We start from the raw sequence: 17,026 nt of genomic DNA on the forward strand, positions 1-17,026 counted from the left end.
CGGCTTGCTCGGTTCGGGACGTATGTTGCGACAGCGATATACTACGCTCGTTGCAGAGCATCGCATTCAAGCTGTAGCGCCGCCATAGGACAAAGTGTCCTATTCCTGCATTGCAGCAACGAGTGTACCTTTTTACGTATCCCCAGACAGTTTAGTCCGACGCAATGCCCCTCAAAAAATACCTCCGCGGACTGTTGTTGCTACCCGCCCTCGCCCTGCTGGCGGGCTGCCATGCCGTGCTGCTGCATCCCGAAGGCGACATTGCGCTGCAGCAGCGCGATCTGATCATCATCTCGCTGGGACTGATGCTGCTCATCGTCGTCCCGGTCATCGCGCTGACGCTTGTGTTCGCCTGGCGCTACCGGGCCAAAAACAAGGATGCGTCCTACGATCCCGAATGGCATCACTCGACCATGCTCGAGCTGGTGGTGTGGTCGGCGCCGCTGCTGATCATCATCGCGCTGGGCGCATTGACCTGGGTCAGCACACACAAGTTGGACCCTTTCCGTTCGCTGGACCGCATTTCGGCGAGCAAGCCGGTGACCACCGACGTCAAGCCGCTGACGGTCGAAGTGGTGGCGCTGGACTGGAAATGGCTGTTCTTTTACCCCGAACAGGGCATCGCCACGGTCAACGAGCTGGCTGCGCCGGTAGATCGGCCGATTCAGTTCAAGATCACCGCCAGCACCGTGATGAACTCGTTCTTCATTCCGTCACTGGCCGGACAGATCTACGCGATGCCGGGCATGGAAACCAAGCTCAGCGCCGTGATCAATAAAGCCGGCGTGTACGACGGGTTTTCCGCCAATTTCAGTGGCGATGGGTTCTCCGGCATGCACTTCAAGTTTCACGGCATGAGCGAACAGGACTTCGATGCCTGGGTTGCCAAGGCTCAAAAAAGTGCCGACAGCCTGGATCGCGACACCTATCTGCGCCTGGCCGAACCGAGCGAGCGCGAGCCGGTTCACTTCTATTCCAGCGTCGATCCACGTTTGTACGACGCCATCATGATGAACTGTGTCGCCCCCGGACAGTCGTGTGCCGACAACATGATGGGCGAACCGTCCCACGGCAAGACGCTCGAAGCGGCGGGCGAACACGCCACCGCTGCCCATAGCGGTTCGGACAGCAGCGACGACGCCATGGCCGGCATGGATATGTCCAGCATGCACACCGCCAACGAACCGAAAAGCTCACCCGCTCCGGCGCCGGCAGGCAGCCCGCGGTGAGCTTCGGCGACCGCGCTTTTTTATCGCGCGCTTATCCATCGAGCGCCCGTTGTCCTGATGTTTCAAGTTTTGGTGCAGAAGATGTTTGATCACCTCGATCCCGTAAAACTGATTTTCGGCCGGCTGACCTGGGAGGCGTTGCCCCTGCACGTACCGATCGTGCTGGGCACCATGATCGCCGTCATGCTGGGCGGTTTGGCGCTGGTGGCTGTCATCACCTACAACCGCCTGTGGGGCTATCTGTGGCACGAATGGTTCACCAGCATCGACCACAAGAAAATCGGCATCATGTACATCGTGCTGGGTCTGGTGATGCTGCTGCGCGGCTTCTCCGACGCCATCATGATGCGCGCGCAGCAGGCCATGTCGTTCGGGGCGAACAACGGCTTTCTGCCGCCGGAACACTATGACCAGGTGTTTACCGCGCACGGCGTGATCATGATCTTCTTCGTGGCGATGCCGCTGATCACCGGCATCATGAATTTCGTGATTCCGCTGCAGATCGGTGCGCGCGACGTGGCGTTTCCGTTCCTCAACAACTTCAGCTTCTGGATGACCGCAGCCGGCACCGTGCTGGTGATGCTGTCGCTGTTCGTCGGCGAGTTCGCCCGCACCGGCTGGCTGGCCTATCCGCCGCTGTCGGGGATAGCGGCGAGTCCCGACGTGGGAGTCGACTACTACATCTGGTCCTTGCAGATCGCCGGTGTCGGAACCCTGCTGTCGGGTATCAACCTGCTGGTCACCATCATCAAGATGCGTGCGCCCGGCATGAGCCTGATGAAGATGCCGATGTTCGTGTGGACCGCACTGTGCACCAACGTGCTGATCGTCGCTGCCTTCCCGGTGCTGACCGCGGTGCTGGCGCTGCTCTCGCTGGACCGCTACGTCGGCACCAACTTCTTCACCACCACGCTCGGTGGCAACGCGATGATGTACGTCAACCTGATCTGGATCTGGGGTCACCCCGAGGTATACATCCTGATTCTGCCGGCGTTCGGCATCTTCTCCGAGGTCACTTCCACCTTCAGCCGCAAGCGCCTGTTCGGCTACACCTCGATGGTCTACGCCACGATCGTGATCACCGTGCTGGCCTATCTGGTCTGGCTGCATCACTTCTTTACGATGGGTTCGGGCGCCAGCGTCAACTCGTTCTTCGGCATCACCACGATGATCATCTCGATACCCACGGGTGCGAAGATCTTCAACTGGCTGTTCACCATGTACCGCGGACGCATCACCTTCTCGGTGCCGATGCTGTGGACGATCGGCTTCATGGTGACGTTCACCATCGGCGGCATGACCGGCGTGCTGCTGGCGGTGCCACCGGCGGACTTCGTGCTGCACAACAGCCTGTTCCTGATCGCGCACTTCCACAACGTGATCATCGGCGGCGTGCTGTTCGGTCTGTTTGCCGGCATCAACTACTGGTTCCCGAAGGCCTTCGGCTTCAAGCTGGACGAGTTCTGGGGCAAGTGCTCGTTCTGGTTCTGGATCACCGGTTTCTACTTCGCCTTCATGCCGCTGTACGTGCTGGGCTTGATGGGCGTGACCCGCCGCCTGAGCCACTTCGACGATCCATCGCTGCAGATCTGGTTCGAGATTGCCGCCTTCGGTGCGTTCCTGGTGCTGCTGGGCATCGTCTCCATGCTGATCCAGTTCTACGTGAGCTTTCGCCGCCGCGAGCAATTGCGCGACGTCACCGGCGATCCGTGGGACGGGCGCACGCTGGAATGGGCGACCTCGTCACCGCCGCCGTCGTACAACTTTGCCTTCACCCCGCTGGTGCACGAGGTCGACGCGTGGTGGCAGATGAAGCACGCCGGCTACAAGCGTCCGACCGAAGGCTTCATCGCCATCCATATGCCCAAGAACACGGCCGCAGGCATCTTTCTCGGTGGCCTCAGCGCGCTGTTCGGCTTCGCCATGATCTGGCACATGTGGGCACTGATGATCGTGTCCTTCGTTGCCCTGCTCGCCGTTGCCATTGGCCATACCTTCAACTACAAGCGCGACTTCCATATTCCGGCCGACGAAGTCGTCCGTACCGAGGCAGCCCGCACCACGCTGTTAGCCAACCATGTCTGATACCCACGCCCACGCCATCGCCAGCGACGCCCATGCTTCGGGGCCGCTGCAGTTTCATCTCACGCACGAACATCATTCGGAGAACGGCACCCTGCTGGGGTTCTGGATGTACCTGATGAGCGACTGTCTGATCTTCGCCTGCCTGTTCGCCGTCTACGGCGTGTTGGGCCGCAGCTACGCGGGCGGCCCGTCCGGTGCGGACGTGTTCGAGCTGCCGCTGGTCGCGCTCAATACCTCGATGCTGCTGCTGTCGTCGATCACGTACGGCTTCGGCATTCTGGAAATGCAGCGCAACCGCCTGCGTCCGATGCTCGTATGGCTGGGCATCACCGGACTGTTCGGCCTGGCGTTCCTCAGCCTGGAGATGTACGAGTTCCTGCATCTGATTCACGAAGGCAACGGCCCGCAGCGCAGCGCGTTCCTGTCGTCGTTCTTCACCCTGGTCGGCACGCACGGACTGCACGTCACCTTCGGCATCGTCTGGCTGATCACGCTGATGGTGCAGACCGGCAAGCTCGGCCTCACGACGGAAAACAAGCGCCGGCTGATGTGCCTGTCGATGTTCTGGCACTTCCTCGACGTGGTCTGGATCGGCGTGTTCACCTTTGTCTATCTGATGGGAGTGCTGAAATGAGCACGCATACCGACCTCATTCCGCAGGAAGGCCACCCGGACAATCACGGGCACAACCATCACGACACCGGTGCCGGCCACAGCACGCTCAAGGGCTACATGACCGGCTTCATCCTGTCGGTCATCCTTACCGCGATTCCGTTCTGGATCGTGATGAGCGGCGGCCTGCACACCTCAGGCATGACCGCGCTGGTGATACTGGCGTTCGCTGCCGTGCAGATCGTGGTGCACATGATCTACTTCCTGCACATGAACTCGAAATCCGAGGGTGGCTGGACCTTGCTGGCGCTGATTTTCACCATCGTGCTGGTCGTCATCACGCTGAGCGGTTCGATCTGGGTGATGTATCACCTGAATCACAACATGATGCCGTCGATGATGGAACAGCAGATGCAAAACATGCCCTGAGCGCGCGTCCTGCGCTCGCATGACTGCCGATGAACGCCACATCCAACGTTGTTGAGCGCGGCCCCCGTAGTGGGGCCGCGCTGTTTTTTCTGTCCCTGCTTGGGATCATTCTTTTCGTCGGCCTGCTTGGGTTGGGCACGTGGCAGGTGTATCGCCGCGCGTGGAAGCTCGACCTGATCGCCCGGGTCGACCAGCGCGTACATGCGCCACCCGTCGCCGCGCCGGCACCGGCGCAATGGCCAACCGTGACCGCCGCCGGCGACGAATACCGGCACGTGCAATTGACGGGTAGCTTGCTCAACGACCGATCCACGCGCGTGCAGGCAAGTACCGATCTCGGCGTCGGTTTCTGGCTGCTGACTCCACTACAAATGAGCGATGGCAGCGTGGTGCTGATCAACCGCGGCTTTATTCCGCCCCACTGGAAGCCGGACACGTCGTCCGCCCAGACAAATCCTGTCACGATCACCGGCCTGCTGCGCCTGAGCGAACCGCACGGCCGTTTTCTGCGTGCGAACGAGCCTGCGGCCAACCGCTGGTTTTCGCGTGACGTGCAGGCCATCGCCGCAGCTCGCGGCCTCTCGCACGTTGCGCCCTACTTCGTCGATGCCGACGCCAGTGCCGCCGGCAGCCATGGCAACGATGAACCGGTCGGCGGCCTCACCGTGATCTCGTTCCCCAATAACCACCTGGTTTACGCGATCACCTGGTACCTGCTGGCGCTGATGGTGGTGCTGGCGGCCCGCCACGTGTGGCGCGAGGAACGGCGGCTTCGCGAACAACATCGTGCAGCGCGCATCGACGCGCGCTGACGACACAATCACCCGACTCAACTGGCGACGTCAACCTCGGCCATCGCGTGCAGCGTCACCGGCACACCGTTGAGCACCGCATTGCCGGACAGCGCGTCGACCACCTGATCATCGGTGACGTCGTTGATGCTTACACCCGGACTGGCCTGCGCCGTGCTGATGCGCATGCCGGAACGGTGATGCCCCCAGCCGTGCGGCAGGCTGACCACGCCGCGCTTGATCTCGTCGGTGAGCTTGACCGTCACCACGATTTCGCCCTTCGCCGAAGCGAGATGCGCCGTCTGCCGGTCATGAATACCTAGCGCCGCGGCATCCTGCGGATGCACGAACAGCGCGCAGCGATCGCGCCCTTTCACCAGCCGCTGGCTGTTGTGCATCCACGAGTTGTTGGTACGCAGATCGCGGCGGCCGATCAGCACCAGGCCCGGCGCCACCGCATCGGCCGCGTAATGCTGCGCGAGCCGCTGCAGATCCTCGATCAGCACCGCGGGCATCAGCTGGATCTTCTTGTCCTTGGTAAACAAGCGCTGCGGCAAGCACGGCTGCAACGGCCCGAGGTCGAGACCATGCGGATGCTTTTTCAAGGCGGCCAGGGTCAATCCCGTGTTGCCGAAGGGGTTGATGCGCTGCAGTGGATTCAGGCCCTTGCCGTAAGGGCCGCTGCGCAGACCCAGGTCGAGGATGCGAGCCGGCGTGAGCCAGCGGCTGACACGCTCGGACGCACGCTGTTTCAACCGTTTGCCCAAAGGCGCGTGCTTCGTCTTCAGGCGCTGCATGCGCGTGGTTAGCTCGCTGAAAATCTGCCAGTCCGAGCGCGCGCCCTCGGCGTGTTCGAACAGCGGGCCGGTGTATTTGGCCACGTTGCGCACGGCCAGCAGGTTGAACACCAGGTCGTACTGCTCGTGCTCCAGCGGCCCCGTCGGCGGCAGCAGAATATGCGCATGCCGGGTGGTTTCGTTGAGATAGAAATCCACCGCCACCATGAAATCCAGCTGCGCCAGCGCCTCGTCCACCTGGCGACCGTTAGGCGAGGAAAGCACCGGATTCCCGGCGACGCTGACGAAGGCGCGCACCTGGCCTTCGCCCGGCGTGAGGATCTCTTCCGCCAGAATCGAGGTCGGCAGCTCGCGGCTGAATTCCGGCAGCTTGCGCACACGGCTCTGATAGCGATTGAAACCGCCACGGCCCGAACTCTTCAGCAGATCGACCGCGGGCGTGGTGAACATCATGCCGCCGGCGCGATCGAGATTGCCGGTGAGAATATTGAGCAGCTGGATCAGCCAGTGGTTGAGCGTGCCGAAGCTCTGCGTCGACACGCCCATACGCCCGTAGCAGACGGCGGTTTTCGCGCCGGCAAATGCCACCGCGATGCGTTCGATATTGGCCGCGGCGATGCCGGTCAGTTCACTGATGCGATCCAGCGGCAGCACGTTGAGCAGCTTGGGCAACTCATTCCAACCGACTACCAGATCGGCCAGCCGCTCCGGCTTGGTCAGTCGCCTGTCGATAATGATCTGCAGCAGGCCGAGCAGAAACAGCGCGTCGGTGCCGGGCTGGATGAACTGGTGCTCGCTGACGTAATGCGCGGTCTCGCTGCGGCGCGGATCGATCAGCACGATACGCCCACCGCGCTTTGTAATGCCCTGCAGGCGACCCAGCACGTCGCCGGCCGACATCAGGCTGCCGTTGGACGCTGCCGGATTGGCGCCGAGCATCAGCATGTAGTCGGTGCGGTCGATATCCGGAATGGTGAACAGCTGGCTATGCCCGTACATCAGATACGAGACCAGCTGATGCGGCATCTGATCGAGGCTGGAGGCAGAGAAAACATTGCGCGTGCGCAGCTGCCCGCGAAACGTCGGCAGCGTCAGCATCAGGCCGAGATTGTGTGCGGTCGGGTTGCCCCAGTAAGCCGCGACGGCATCGTTGCCGTGCTGCTTCTGGATGGCGACCAGTCGGGTGGCCACTTCGTCCAGCGCGTCGTCCCAGGAGATCGGCAGCCAGGTGTCGCCCACGCGCTTCATCGGCGTGCGGATGCGCTCCGGATCGTTGTGCAGATCCTGCAGCGCGTAACCCTTGGGGCAGATATGCCCGCGGCTGTGCGGATCGTCCGGGTCACCGGCGATCGACACGATACGCTGGCCGTCCAGTTCGATCTTGATCCCGCACATCGCTTCGCACAGCGTGCAGGTGCGGTAGTGCACTTTGAGGCTGGCCTTCGGTGCATCGGCAGCGGTGCCCGCAGCGATATCCGGCGCTTTTGCCGATGCACCAGTGACGTTCGGCGCCGCGGCGGTCGGTGTGCGCCCGCGACGAATCACCTCGAGCATCGTTGCCACGCCAACCTCTTTCCGACGCGGCCGTCTCTGCGCCTCACCCTGCTCGCGCTCATGCCGATCGAGCAAACGCCAGTCATCAAAGCTGACGACATCGACGCCGCGCTCGGTGAGCAGTGCAAGCATATCCGCCTGAGTGGCCGCGGCCGATGACGGTATCGCCGCCATATCCGCCGTGATGTGCCGCACCGTCTGTGCCGCGCACTGGCGATTGCTGCCGATCACCCCACTGGCGCCGCGCTTGATCCAGCCCACGGCGTATTCCCGGTTTTGCACGTCACCAGGTTCGGAAAGCACCCGACCCTCACGATGGGTAATCACCGAACGCTCCGCATCGAACGCGACGCCATCCAGCGCCACGCCCTGATAGCCGGTCGCGTTGATCACCAGATCGGCCGACAGCTGCAGACGCTCATTCGTGGCGCGCGCCACGACCGAACCATCCTGATGTCGCTGCAGCGTATTGATGACGCCACGTATCGACGCCACGCGCCCATCGACACCATCGAATGCTTCCGGCGATGTCTTGAACACCAATCGGATGACGCGATCCCCGTCGACGGTTCGCGCCTGCGCCTCACGCAATAGCGCCACGTTCTGGCGGGCCTCGCTGTTCAGCGGTGTATCGAGATCGGCCGCACTGGCCTCGTCCAGGATCAAATCACGCTCATCGACGACGACGCGCACACCCGGCATATCCATCAGCTTGCGCAGCTCGCCGGGCGTAAATGCGGCCTGCGCCGGCCCACGGCGCGCCAGCAGACAAACCTCGCGCACTTGGCTTTCGCGCAGCGCGGCCAGCGCCTCGTCGGCGATATCGGTGACCGCCAGCTCGCCCACAGGCGTGACCAGAATGCGCGCAATATCCAGCGCCACATTGCCCAGCCCCAGTACCACGGCGGTACGGCCGGAAAAATCGACCGGCAGGTCGCGAACATCCGGATGGCCGTTGTACCAGCCGACGAAAGCCGAGGCGCTCAGCACGTTGGCAAGCTCGGCACCGGGTACGTCCAACGGCCGGCTGACAGAACCGCCGGTGGCATAAAGCACGGCATCGTAGTGCGCCAGCAACTCCTCCCGCCGCACATCCTTACCGACCTGCACGTTGCCGAAAAACCGCACGCTGGGCAGGCGAGCAATCGCGTCGAAGCTCTCGGTGACGGATTTGATCTTCGGATGATCGGGCGCGACGCCGTAGCGCACCAGCCCATACGGCGTGGGCAGGCGTTCGAAGATATCGACCGCACTGCCCGGCAGCTGCTTGAGCAATTCCTCAGTCGCATAAAAGCCGGAGGGCCCCGAGCCGACGACGGCAAATCGCCGCGGTGCCGATCCCATCGATGGCGTGCGCGCGGCCGGCGCACTGTCGTCCCGGCTTTGCGTGATCACCGGATAGATCTTCGAGAGCCGCGCGTTCAGCCCGATGTCTTCCAGCATCGCTTCGGGCACCGCGCTGTCCGGATGAATCGCCCGCACCGGGCATTCGGAAAGACAGGCGTTACAGTCGATGCAGACGTCCGGGTCGATGTAGAGCATGTCGGGCCCGATGCGAAACGCATCGACCGGACAGACGTCCACGCACTTCGTGTACTTGCTGTCCACACAGGTTCGGGTGACCACGTACGCCATCGCTGCTCTCCAGGATCGGACCGACCCACCGACCGAATCGAGACAGTACAGAGAAATGCGCGATAGAGAAATCCGAAAAAAATGGAACTTGCCCAGCGTCCGCGCGCCTCATGACGCCAAGCGGTCACACCGCCGTGTTTCCCTGCGACGAACGCCTTGCACGGCGCGCCTATCGCACCGCAACGCAGCATGAGTCCGAACGCAAGCATGCGTATGCTCGGAGCGAAGCGCGACGCTCACGTCGTGCGGCGGTGTCGACGGGGAATCGGCACGAAGCTATGTCGGTGACCACATCGGCGCGCCAGGGGAACCCAGCCATCACAGGCCGATGCGCTCCATGCGCACCGGCGTACGCAGGCAGTAACGCCAGAGTTGAACCACCAGCGACATCACCGATTCGATCCATCCAGGGGGCTTCGCACGATGAGCAACGAACACATACCCACCAAATTTTCCAACCCGGCGCCGCTGGGCCTGGCCGGCTTCGCACTGACCACTTGGCTGCTCAGCATGATCAACGCCGGCTGGTTCAGCGGCGACGGCATGAACATGGTGCTGGCGGTGGCGCTGGCGTATGGCGGCACCGCGCAGATGATCGCCGGCGTGATGGAGCTGCCGCGCGGCAATACCTTCGGCGCCACGGCTTTCGTCAGCTACGGCGCGTTCTGGTGGTCGTTCGCGCTGTTCGTGCTGTTTCTGCACGACAAGGTGCCGACCGCCTTCGTCGGCTGGTACCTCTTCATGTGGGGCTTTTTCACCCTGTACATGTGGGTGGCAACATGGAAGGCCGCGCGAGCGCTGCAGCTGGTGTTTCTGGCGCTGTGGATCACCTTCTTCCTGCTCGCGGCGGGCGAATGGACGGGCATGCCGGGCCTGAAGGTGGCGGGAGGCTACGGCGGCCTGATTACCGCGGCGTTCGCTTTTTATCTATCCGCCGCCGAAGTGATCAACGATGCGCATCAGCGCACCGTGCTGCCGATCGGTGCACCGGGCGCGGCACACTGATGCCGACGTCGCTTTCGGTTACCGTGTGCAACTGACATCGCGTTGAGGAAAAACAAAGGCCACGATCATCGTGGCCTTTGTTTCTTTACATAGCTTGTCGATCGTCAATGATCGTCGACGTGCAGGTTTTGCATCAGCCCATCGAGCTTGGCCTTCATGGCAGGCTGCGGCTGCGTGCCGTCCACCGCCACCCCGACGCTGTACAGCACCGACGGTGTGGCGTTACCCGTGGCGCCCGCCGTAGTCGCAATCTGCATTTCGCCGTTGTCGCTCTGCGCGACGCTGTCATACGGATGGTGCTGGTGCGTGAGCTTGTTCCATTCGCTCTTGAAGTCGTCGTCCAGATCCGCCGAGGGCGCGACGTGGCGCTGGATATTGATCTGATCCGGATCGTTGGCATTGGCGAATACCTGGACATCGCCGACATCCCAGACGACCTTGCCATGATCGTCGAAAAAGCCGAAGCCCAGCATCAGCAGGCTGTCCTGCTCGATCTTCTGTAGCGAGGGCACAAACGAGAAATTCAGCCGATGGGTGCGATAGCTGAAGCGCTTGCCGTAGTCGACGTCGAGCGCGACGCCTCTCAGCGGCGTCGGCAGCAGCGCGGTGTTTTTCTGGTAATCCTTCCACTGCGCCAGCGTGCCGCCGTAGGCCACGTCGATGAAGTCGGTGAGCACGTTCATGTCGGCCACGCTGTCGTAATCGTGGCCGCCCGGCGCAAAGCGCATCATCGTCACGTAGCCGTCGGGCACCGGCAGCGAAAAGGTGACCACGCGCACGTTCATGTACGGCATGTCCCAGATGCGCACCTGCCAGCGGCGTTGCCATGCATCGACGTGCACGGTGTCCGTGGCCGGCTTGCCCAACGAGGTGATCTTGATTTCTTCGGAGCCCACGCGCCGCTGGAAAATGCCGACCTTGGCCAGCTGATCCATCAGCATTACTGGATTGCCGTATAGCGCGCTGGCAGCGAGGTTATCCGGCTTGCGCAGATGGAACAGGATATTGCTCTTGGCCACGCCGGCGGTGACGTAGCCGTTGTCGGACAGCGGAATCTTCTTGCTGGATTTGCCGATCACCTCCCAGTCGCCCGTGGTGCTGCGGACGATCAGCCCAGGAAACCCACTCTGCCGTGCCGCACTGTGCAAAATGCGGCTGGAGCCGTCGCCGCGCGGAAACAGCTTGTCCGCATCCTTGCCGAGCAGCAGCTTGATCTGCGTATCGGTGTAGGCATTGAAGCGCTTGGTATACGCGGCGCTGAAATCGGCGAAGCTCAGCGGCAGCGCGAATTGATCCTTCAGAATGTTGTTCTGCGTGGTATCGAAAATATCCAGCTGATACGGCACGCGCTGATCCATCACGGCCAGATGATCGGGCGCCTTCAGTATCAGGCCGATCGGCAGCGCGTAATTGAGGTTTTCGTTGGCCGACTTCATCAGCACGATGCCGATCAGCTTGCCGTCCTTGTCCAGCAGCGGACCGCCGCTGTTACCCGGCGAAGCGGCGGCGGAGAAGCGCATCCATTTCCAGCGGCCGTCCTGATCTTCCGGCGTGTCGGAGGTGTAGAGGCCGTCGCGAATCACCACGCCGGTGCCCAGCGCGTTGCCCACGGCGTAGACCACGGCATTCAACGACGGGCTGGTGTCGACCTCCAGCGCGACGGCGTTGGCCGGCGGCTTGACCAGCGAGAACACGACGAAATCTTCCTGCAGCGAATATTTCTCGATCTTGTCGATGGCGTAGACGTTGCCGCTGGCATCGCGCAGCGCCGGCGGCCCCCACAAGCTGCCGATGCCGACCTGCAGCACGTGGCCGGCGGTGACGTAGCGGTTGTTGCCGATCGCGAAGGCGGTGCCGATCGAGAAGTATTTGTCGTTGCGCTCCTGGAATGGCAGCAGCTCGAGCGGCAGCGGTTTTTCGTAGGTCAGCGGATCGTTCAGCGGCTTGGCCGCGACCACTTCGAACGTGGCCGCCTGAATCTTAGGCAGTACGGCTGGATCGAGGCTGGCGGCGTGCGCGCTGGTCGCCGCGTAAAAGCCAATCAGCGCCAGCAGAGCCCACCGCCGGGCCATCGACGCCGAAGCACCCGCGCGGTGCCGAATCACTTGCAGAACGTGCATGAATATCCTTTCATTGAGTCCGCCTTTCATTGAATTCGCCTTGAGATGAGCCGTCGTTGAACTCCCTCCGGAATCCTGACTGGCGACGGCCGCTCGCGGATATTGACATGCCGATGCAGCGCTTGCACTGGCACCGACAAGGCCATTCACGGGCAGCACCGCAGACAGGATTGAGCCGGCACGACACACCCCCATATAGGATGATGTGACCCTCTCTTCGCCACCGCACGGACCCTCGCCGATGCGCCTGGATATGGACCCGCTGGACAGCTTCCATCCGGCAGTTGCGGGCTGGTTTCGTCGCGCCTTTGCGGTGCCCACGGCGGCGCAGGCGCAGGCATGGCCGTCGATTCGCGCGGGCCGCCATACGCTGGTCGCGGCGCCGACCGGATCGGGCAAGACGCTGACGGCGTTCCTGGCCGCGATCGATGCGCTGGTCTGCGAAGGCGTGGCCCACGGTGGCGTACTGCCTGACGCCACTCGCGTGCTCTACGTGTCGCCGCTGAAGGCGCTGTCGAACGATATCCAGATCAACCTGGAGCTGCCGCTGCAGGGCATTCGCGCGGAGCTGGAAAAACTCGGCCTGCCCGACGTCGCTATCCGCACCGCAGTGCGTACCGGCGACACGCCGCAGGCGGAGCGGGCGCTGCTGCGCAAACAGCCGCCGCATATTCTGGTAACCACGCCCGAATCGCTCTACGTGCTGCTTGGCTCGGCCTCCGGCCGCGCGATGCTGGCCGGCGTGCAGTCGGTCATCGTCGACGAGATTCACGCCATGGCCGGCAGCAAGCGCGGCTCGCATCTGGCGCTATCGCTGGAACGGCTGCAGTCGCTGTGCCAGCGACAACTGCTGCGCATCGGCTTGTCGGCGACCCAGAAGCCCATCGAAGAAGTCGCCCACTTTTTAGTGGGCGCTCACTGTTCACTCTCCCCCGCGCGGGGAGAGTGTTGGGGTGAGGGGCTGGGGTCGCGCAGAAGTGACGACGAAGCGCCTAACGAAAGCGACACTCCCGCGAGCACCCGCCCCTCGCCCTGCCCTTTCCCCGATGGGGAGAGGGGGAATGTCGCCTGTACCATCATCGATGTGGGCCACACCCGCCAGCGCGACCTCGCCATCGCCGTGCCGCCGGTGCCGCTGGAAGCGGTGATGTCGAACGATGGCTGGGAGCTGGTCTACAACCAGGTCGCGGCGCTGGTGCAGGCGCATCGCACTACGCTGGTGTTCGTCAACACGCGGCGGATGGCCGAGCGTGCGGCGCGGCATCTGTCCGACCGGCTGGGCAAGGAAACCGTGGCGGCTCATCACGGCAGCCTTTCCAAGGAGCTGCGGCTGGACGCGGAACAGCGGCTAAAGCGCGGCGAGCTGTCCGTGCTGGTGGCCACCGCGTCGCTGGAGCTGGGCATCGATATCGGCGATGTCGATCTGGTGTGCCAGCTCGGTTCCCCGCGCTCGATCGCGGCGTTTCTGCAGCGCGCCGGGCGCTCCGGTCACAGCATCGACGGCACGCCGAAGGCGCGGCTTTTTCCGACCACCCGCGACGACCTGGTCGAATGCACCGCGCTGCTGGACTGCGTGCGGCGCGGCGAGCTCGATGTGCTGATCCTGCCGCCGCAGCCGCTCGACGTACTGGCGCAGCAGATCATTGCCGAGGTGGCGTGCCAGGAATGGAGCGAGGACGCACTCTACGATCTGGTCCGCCGCGCTTGGCCCTACCGCCTGCTGGAACGCGCCGATTTCGACGCCGTGGTGAAAATGCTGGCCGAGGGGTTCACCACCCGCCAGGGCGCGCGCGCCGCTTACGTCCATCGCGATGCGGTGCATGGCCAGCTGCGCGCGCGGCGCAGCGCGCGGCTCACCGCGCTGATGTCCGGCGGCACCATTCCCGACACGGCCGATTACAAGGTCGTGCTGGAGCCGCAGGCCATCATCGTCGGCACGGTGAACGAGGATTTCGCGGTCGAGAGCATGGCCGGTGACATTTTCCAGCTCGGCAACACCAGCTATCGCATCCAGCGCGTGGAGCGCGATCGCCTGCGCGTGGAAGACGCGCGCGGCGCGCCGCCGAGTATCCCGTTCTGGCTGGGTGAAGCGCCGGGGCGCAGCAGGGAATTATCGTTTGGCGTGTCGCGCCTGCGCGGCGACATCGAGGCACAGCTCGACGCGGGTGGCGCGCCGGCTGCCCTGAGCTGGCTGAGCGAGCAGCTGCAGTTGAACGGCGAGGCCGCGCAGCAGCTGGTCGACTATCTGGCGCGCGCCAAGGCCGCGCTCGGCGCGCTGCCGACGCAATCCACGTTGATCCTGGAGCGCTTTTTCGACGAGTCCGGCGGCACCCAGCTGGTGATCCACACGCCGTGGGGCAGCCGCGTCAATCGCGCGTGGGGGCTGGCGCTGCGCAAGCGCTTTTGTCGCCAGTTCAATTTTGAGCTGCAGGCGGCGGCGACCGAGGATGCGATCGTGCTGTCGCTGTCGACCAGCCACAGCTTTCCCTTGGAAGAGGTCGCGCAATACCTGCACTCGAACACCGCCGAGCAGGTGTTGATCCAGGCCCTGCTCGATGCGCCGCTGTTCGGCGCGCGCTGGCGCTGGAACGCGGTGACTGCGCTGGCGCTACCGCGCTTCGCGTCCGGCAAGAAAGTGCCGCCACCGCTGCAGCGGATGAAGAGCGAGGATCTGCTGGCCTCCGTGTTCCCCGATCAAGTCGCCTGCCTGGAAAACATCGTCGGCGAGCGCGAGGTGCCCGTACATCCACTGGTACGGCAAACCATGCACGACTGCCTGCGCGAGGCGATGGATACCGACGGCTGGCTCGACTTATTGCGCGCGATGGAAAGCGGCGAAATCCGCATCGTCGCGCGCGACCTCACCGGCCCCAGCCCGCTGGCCGCCGAGGTGCTGAACGCCGCGCCCTACGCCTTCCTCGACGACGCGCCGCTGGAAGAGCGCCGCACCCAGGCCGTGCAGTCGCGCCAGTGGAACGGCGCCGACAGCGCCGACGATCTGGGCCGGCTCGATCCGGAAGCGATCGCCGCGGTGCGCGACGAGGCCTGGCCGCAGGTGCGCGATGCGGATGAAATGCACGAGGCGCTGAATGTGCTCGGCTTCGTCACGGCCGAGGACGTCATCGCCAACACCGGCTGGGATACGTGGCTGCAGACGCTGGCCAAAGCCCATCGCGCCACGCGGCTGATGCTGGCGCCGGACAAGCATGTCTGGACCTGCGCCGAAAACCTGCCACTGTGGCAGGCGCTGCATGCGCGCGCAGCGATGCAGCCGGCCATCGCCGCGCCCGCCGGCCATACGACGCAGGCATGGAGCCGCGACGATGCGCTGCTCGAACTGGTGCGGCATCGCCTGGGTGGATTGGGCCCGGTCACCGCGCGCGCGCTGGCGCAGTCGCTCGCCGTCGATATCGGCGAGATCGACCTGGCCCTGACGCGGCTGCAGACCGAGGGCTACGTGATGCAGGGCCGCTTCACGGCGGCCTCGGCCACCGACGATGCCAACGGCCTCGAATGGTGCGAGCGGCATCTGCTGGCACGCATCCATCGCTACACGCTGGGCCGTCTGCGGCGCGAGATCGAACCGGTCAGCCGACGCGAGCTGATGCGCTTTCTATTCGACTGGCAGCACGTATCCGCCGCCACCCGACTCAGCGGACCCGATGCCCTGCACGCCACGCTGAGTCAGCTGGAAGGTTTCGAGGCCGCCGCCGGCGCCTGGGAGTCGGAGATCCTGCCTGCGCGGATCGGCGACTATTCGATCAGCTGGCTGGACGATCTGTGCCGCGCCGGACGCATCGGCTGGAGCCGGCTGCGCGCGAGCAGTGGCACGGCCGGTCGCAGCGGTGGTCCGGTACGCAGCACGCCGATCGTGCTTCTTCCACGGCGCAGCATGGCCGTCTGGACGTCTGTTGCCACCAGTGTCGATACGCAGGAAGCGTTACTTTCGTCTCGCGCCCAGGCCGTGGCCGATGCGCTGCAGGCTCAGGGCGCGCTGTTCTTCGACGAGCTGATGAGCGCCACGCGACTTCTGCGCACCGAGATGGAAGACGCGCTGGGCGAACTCGTCGCCGCCGGCCGCGTCAGCGCCGACAGCTTCGCCGGCATGCGCGCCCTGCTGTTGCCCGCGGCCAAGCGCGACGCGCACCGGCACCGCCGCGTGCGTCGGCACGCGCTCAACGGCATCGAGGATGCAGGGCGCTGGTCGCTGGTGCGCACAGCCGTAGCATCTCCGTCCGACGAGCGTGATCCGGAAGCCGTCGAGCACATCGCACGCACGCTGCTGCGCCGCTACGGCGTGGTGTTCTGGAAGCTGCTGGAGCGCGAGGCGCCGTGGTTGCCGCCGTGGCGCGAATTGCGGCGGGTGTATCAGCGGCTGGAGGCGCGCGGCGAGATTCGCGGCGGCCGTTTCGTCGAGGGGCTGGTCGGCGAGCAGTTCGCTCTGCCCGAAGCGATTGCGCCGCTGCGCGCGGCGCGCAAGCGCGCGGATGCGAGCGAACTGGTCTGCCTCAGCGGCTGCGACCCGCTGAATCTGGTCGGCACCGTGCTGGTCGGCGACAAGGTGCCGGCGCTGGCAGGCTCGCGCGTGCTGTACCGCGACGGCATGGCGATCGCCGCGCTGATCGCGGGCAAGGTGACGCCGTTGATCGAGCTGTCCGGTGTGGAACTGCAGCTGGCGCAGCAGGTGCTGCTACGCCATGCGCTGCCTCTGACCGACAGTATGGCCGCCCAGCAACAGCAGCAGTAAGTGCGCTGCCCAGCCACCGCGC

At 64.1% G+C, this 17,026-nt stretch carries 9 protein-coding genes; 7 read left to right on the forward strand and 2 right to left on the reverse strand.

All coding sequences use genetic code 11. From position 1 onward, the window contains the following. The first annotated feature begins 197 nt into the window (after window positions 1-197). From cyoA to HDE76_RS16550, 5 genes are all read left to right on the forward strand, one after another. Window positions 198-1,229, forward strand: a complete 1,032-nt coding sequence (cyoA, locus tag HDE76_RS16530; RefSeq protein ID WP_255481646.1) for a ubiquinol oxidase subunit II — start codon at window positions 198-200, stop codon at window positions 1,227-1,229. 111 nt (window positions 1,230-1,340) lie between these two features. Next, window positions 1,341-3,314, forward strand: a complete 1,974-nt coding sequence (gene cyoB / locus HDE76_RS16535; protein ID WP_343205729.1) for a cytochrome o ubiquinol oxidase subunit I — start codon at window positions 1,341-1,343, stop codon at window positions 3,312-3,314. Then, the gene (gene cyoC, locus HDE76_RS16540) at window positions 3,307-3,948 is read left to right on the forward strand and encodes a cytochrome o ubiquinol oxidase subunit III (RefSeq protein ID WP_184509138.1); all 642 of its coding nucleotides are present in this window, start codon (window positions 3,307-3,309) and stop codon (window positions 3,946-3,948) included. The genes cyoB and cyoC overlap by 8 nt, the downstream gene beginning before the upstream one ends. After that, a complete protein-coding gene (gene cyoD, locus HDE76_RS16545) occupies window positions 3,945-4,355 on the forward strand; it encodes a cytochrome o ubiquinol oxidase subunit IV (protein WP_179478785.1) in 411 nt (136 codons plus the stop codon). Before cyoC ends, cyoD begins: the two co-directional genes overlap by 4 nt. 29 nt (window positions 4,356-4,384) lie before the next feature. Next, window positions 4,385-5,167, forward strand: coding sequence for an SURF1 family protein (locus tag HDE76_RS16550; RefSeq protein ID WP_184509139.1), 783 nt, complete (start codon window positions 4,385-4,387; stop codon window positions 5,165-5,167). A 17-nt stretch (window positions 5,168-5,184) separates the two neighbouring features. On the opposite strand, the gene HDE76_RS16555 is transcribed toward HDE76_RS16550, so the two are convergent. Further along, window positions 5,185-9,132, reverse strand: a complete 3,948-nt coding sequence (locus tag HDE76_RS16555; RefSeq protein WP_184509141.1) for a molybdopterin-dependent oxidoreductase — start codon at window positions 9,130-9,132, stop codon at window positions 5,185-5,187. Window positions 9,133-9,555: 423 nt separating this feature from the next. Here HDE76_RS16555 and HDE76_RS16560 point away from each other — a divergent pair, with 423 nt between their 5' ends. Beyond that, window positions 9,556-10,137: an acetate uptake transporter gene (locus HDE76_RS16560; protein WP_184509144.1), complete on the forward strand. Its 582-nt coding sequence runs from the start codon at window positions 9,556-9,558 to the stop codon at window positions 10,135-10,137. A 104-nt stretch (window positions 10,138-10,241) separates the two neighbouring features. Here the strand turns inward: HDE76_RS16560 and HDE76_RS16565 are convergent, their stop codons facing one another. Further along, window positions 10,242-12,257: a trypsin-like peptidase domain-containing protein gene (locus tag HDE76_RS16565; RefSeq protein ID WP_255481647.1), complete on the reverse strand. Its 2,016-nt coding sequence runs from the start codon at window positions 12,255-12,257 to the stop codon at window positions 10,242-10,244. Between the two features lie 253 nt (window positions 12,258-12,510). Between HDE76_RS16565 and HDE76_RS16570 the strand changes: the two genes are divergently transcribed. After that, window positions 12,511-17,004: a DEAD/DEAH box helicase gene (locus HDE76_RS16570; RefSeq protein ID WP_184509325.1), complete on the forward strand. Its 4,494-nt coding sequence runs from the start codon at window positions 12,511-12,513 to the stop codon at window positions 17,002-17,004. The last annotated feature ends 22 nt before the right edge of the window (window positions 17,005-17,026 follow it).

This window comes from Rhodanobacter sp. ANJX3 (genome assembly GCF_014200755.1).
GTDB lineage: Bacteria > Pseudomonadota > Gammaproteobacteria > Xanthomonadales > Rhodanobacteraceae > Rhodanobacter.

Bases quoted from the DNA above. Each gene is read 5' to 3' on its own strand.
- cyoC (WP_184509138.1), top strand. From the start codon at position 3,307: ATGTCTGATACCCACGCCCACGCCATCGCCAGCGACGCCCATGCTTCG.
- cyoD (WP_179478785.1), top strand. From the start codon at position 3,945: ATGAGCACGCATACCGACCTCATTCCGCAGGAAGGCCACCCGGACAAT.
- HDE76_RS16550 (WP_184509139.1), top strand. From the start codon at position 4,385: ATGAACGCCACATCCAACGTTGTTGAGCGCGGCCCCCGTAGTGGGGCC.
- HDE76_RS16555 (WP_184509141.1), bottom strand. From the start codon at position 9,132: ATGGCGTACGTGGTCACCCGAACCTGTGTGGACAGCAAGTACACGAAG.
- HDE76_RS16560 (WP_184509144.1), top strand. From the start codon at position 9,556: ATGAGCAACGAACACATACCCACCAAATTTTCCAACCCGGCGCCGCTG.
- HDE76_RS16565 (WP_255481647.1), bottom strand. From the start codon at position 12,257: ATGCACGTTCTGCAAGTGATTCGGCACCGCGCGGGTGCTTCGGCGTCG.
- HDE76_RS16570 (WP_184509325.1), top strand. From the start codon at position 12,511: ATGGACCCGCTGGACAGCTTCCATCCGGCAGTTGCGGGCTGGTTTCGT.